The organism is Psychromonas sp., assembly GCF_983033635.1.
Genome location: NZ_CEZLMY010000041.1, coordinates 2,966 through 5,778 on the forward strand (window position 1 = coordinate 2,966; position 2,813 = coordinate 5,778).

A 2,813-nucleotide genomic window follows, 5' to 3' on the forward strand; every position below is an offset into this window, starting at 1 on the left:
TAATCCAGAAATACAAAAACCTGAACAGTTATGGAACGTCGAGACCTAAAGGAGCTACTCCCTGATGAGTTAGGCAATATAATCCAGAAATACAAAAACCTGAACAGTTATGGAACGTCGAGACCTAAAGGAGCAACTTCTTGAAGATCGAGGCAATATAGTTCCAGAAATAAAAAACCGGAGGAGTTATGGACAGTCGTGAACTAAAGGATCTTATCCTTGAAGAGTTGGGCAATATTGCCCCGGAAATAGAGTCCGATGAAGTACCCGATGATGAAGATTTGCGCGAAGCGTTAGAATTGGATTCAATGGACTTTCTTAATTTAGTTATTGCAGTCTCTAAACGAACCAGAGTCGCCATTCCCGAGGCCGATTACCCGCAGGTTTTGACCCTAAACGGTATGGTCAGTTATGTGCTGAATTTAATTCTGTAAACACACATAAAAAACCTAAAGATGGGGCGTGTAGACGCCCCTTCCGGATCGTCTGGATTTATTGCTGCTCAAGCAGACCTAAATTAAACGCATGAAAGCGAATATGCTTGTCAATAAAACTGCTAATAAAATAATAACTATGGTCATAACCTTCAGCCATATTAAAGGTCAGCGGATAGTTATTTGCTTTCGCCGCCAATAATAGTGCATTTGGTTTCAGCTGCTCTTCTAAAAAATCATCGTTTTCCCCCTGCTCAACCATAGCTGGTACTTGCGCTGTTGTTTTACGCATTAATTCACTGGCATCATATACAGACCAGGTATTATATAAAGTCCACGCATCGGGATCTGTACCCAGATAAGCGCTGAATGCTTTTCTTCCCCAGCCACAATTCATTGGATTACTGATTGGACTAAAGGCGCTTACCGATTTGTATAACTTGGGATTACGTAGCGCGATAACTAATGCGCCATGTCCCCCCATTGAATGACCACTGATCACCCGTTGTGAATTCACCGGAAAATGAGTTTCAATAAGTTCAGGTAACTCATCAACCACATAATCGTACATTTGGTAATGTTTATTCCACGGTGGTTGCGTTGCATTTACATAGAAGCCGGCGCCTTTTCCTAAATCGTAAGCTTGTTTCTCATCATCAGGTACATTTTCACCGCGCGGACTGGTATCGGGAGCGACAATTGCAATACCAAGTTCAGCAGCCATACGCAATGCACCTGCTTTTTGCATGAAATTTTCATCTGTACATGTCAGGCCAGATAACCAGTACATCACAGGGACTTTGTTTTTGCTCGTCGCTTGTGGTGGTAGATAGATAGCGAAACGCATTTTACAATTAAGTACATTTGACTGATGATTATATTGCTTATGCCAGCCATCAAGAACCTTATTATTACTGATATTTTCGATTGTCATTATGCTTCCCAAAATGGCAAAAACAGGTAGCCCTTTGATTAAAGTGACTACCTGGTTAAATTGATATTATTGAATCAGGCTATTTATCAAAATGGATAACGCTGCGAATACTTTCGCCTTTATGCATCAGCTCGAACGCTTCATTAATATCTTTCAGTGCCATCGTATGGGTAATAAAATCAGATAATTTAAACTCGCCCTGCAAATAACGCTCAACATAATCGGGTAATTCAGTACGGCCTTTAACACCACCGAAAGCACTGCCACGCCATACACGTCCAGTTACCAGTTGGAATGGACGGGTTGAAATTTCCTGACCTGCACCAGCCACGCCAATCACGACTGACTCGCCCCAACCTTTGTGACAACACTCCAGTGCACTACGCATAACATCGACATTACCGATACACTCAAACGAGTAATCAACACCACCATCGGTCATCTCAACAATCACATCTTGAATTGCTTTATCGAAGTTTTTAGGATTAATACAATCCGTTGCACCAAGTTTTCTTGCTAACTCAAATTTAGTTTCGTTAATATCAATAACAATGATGCGGCTTGCTTTCGCCATTGTTGCACCAATAACGGCAGAAAGACCAATACCACCCATACCAAAGATAGCAACGGTTGCGCCCTCTTCTACTTTGGCAGTATTCATCACAGCGCCCATACCTGTTGTTACACCACAACCTAATAGGCAAACTTCTTCTAATGGTGCTTCCGGGTTCACTTTCGCTAATGATATTTCTGGTAATACAGTGTATTCAGAAAAAGTTGAACAGCCCATATAATGGAAGATTGGCTGACCATCTTTATAAAAACGGGTTGTTCCATCTGGCATTAAACCCTTACCTTGAGTTTCACGAATTTTCTGACACAAGTTGGTTTTACCTGATTTACAGAACTTACATTCGCCACACTCAGGTGTGTATAGAGGAATCACATGATCACCAACTTTTACGCTAGTTACACCCTCTCCAACTTGCTCAACAATACCGCCACCTTCATGGCCAAGAACAACCGGGAAGACACCTTCAGGATCTTCACCGGATAAAGTAAATGCATCAGTATGACAAACACCTGATGCAATAATTTTAACTAATACTTCACCTTTTCTAGGTAACATCACATCGATTTCTTCGATAGATAATGGCTGTTTAGGCCCCCAGGCGATAGCTGCTTTTGATTTAATAAATTGGTCAGTCATATTAACTCCAGTTAGTGCTCAACAAGATTTTTGCTAATTCATGTCGTTGCTTGTTTGTATTAAGTTGGCGCTATTATATTTGTTTCTTATAAGATGATAATATAAGCAAATAACAAATCACTTTTACGAGATGGTAACAATCATGAGATGGGAAGGTATTAATGAGTTTGTCGCGGTAGCTGAAACGGAAAGTTTTACTCTGGCGTCAAAAAACTTAAAAATTTCAACCGCGCAG

Annotated in this window: 3 protein-coding genes and 1 pseudogene; 2 read left to right on the forward strand and 2 right to left on the reverse strand. The window is 40.8% G+C overall.

All coding sequences use genetic code 11. From position 1 onward, the window contains the following. Window positions 1-188: 188 nt before the first annotated feature. Window positions 189-434 (forward strand): acyl carrier protein, encoded by a 246-nt coding sequence (locus AC4GME_RS07815; RefSeq protein ID WP_490376233.1) that lies wholly within the window; start codon window positions 189-191, stop codon window positions 432-434. Window positions 435-492: 58 nt separating this feature from the next. On the opposite strand, the gene fghA is transcribed toward AC4GME_RS07815, so the two are convergent. Together fghA and AC4GME_RS07825 are read right to left on the reverse strand one after the other, a co-directional pair. Continuing rightward, on the reverse strand, window positions 493-1,368 hold the full coding sequence (gene fghA, locus AC4GME_RS07820; RefSeq protein WP_490379204.1) for an S-formylglutathione hydrolase: 876 nt from the start codon (window positions 1,366-1,368) through the stop codon (window positions 493-495). A 79-nt stretch (window positions 1,369-1,447) separates the two neighbouring features. Beyond that, window positions 1,448-2,578: an S-(hydroxymethyl)glutathione dehydrogenase/class III alcohol dehydrogenase gene (locus AC4GME_RS07825; protein WP_490376231.1), complete on the reverse strand. Its 1,131-nt coding sequence runs from the start codon at window positions 2,576-2,578 to the stop codon at window positions 1,448-1,450. Window positions 2,579-2,720: 142 nt separating this feature from the next. On the opposite strand from AC4GME_RS07825, the pseudogene AC4GME_RS07830 reads away from it, so the two are divergent. Continuing rightward, a pseudogene (locus AC4GME_RS07830) lies at window positions 2,721-2,813 on the forward strand (LysR family transcriptional regulator); the annotation flags it as partial.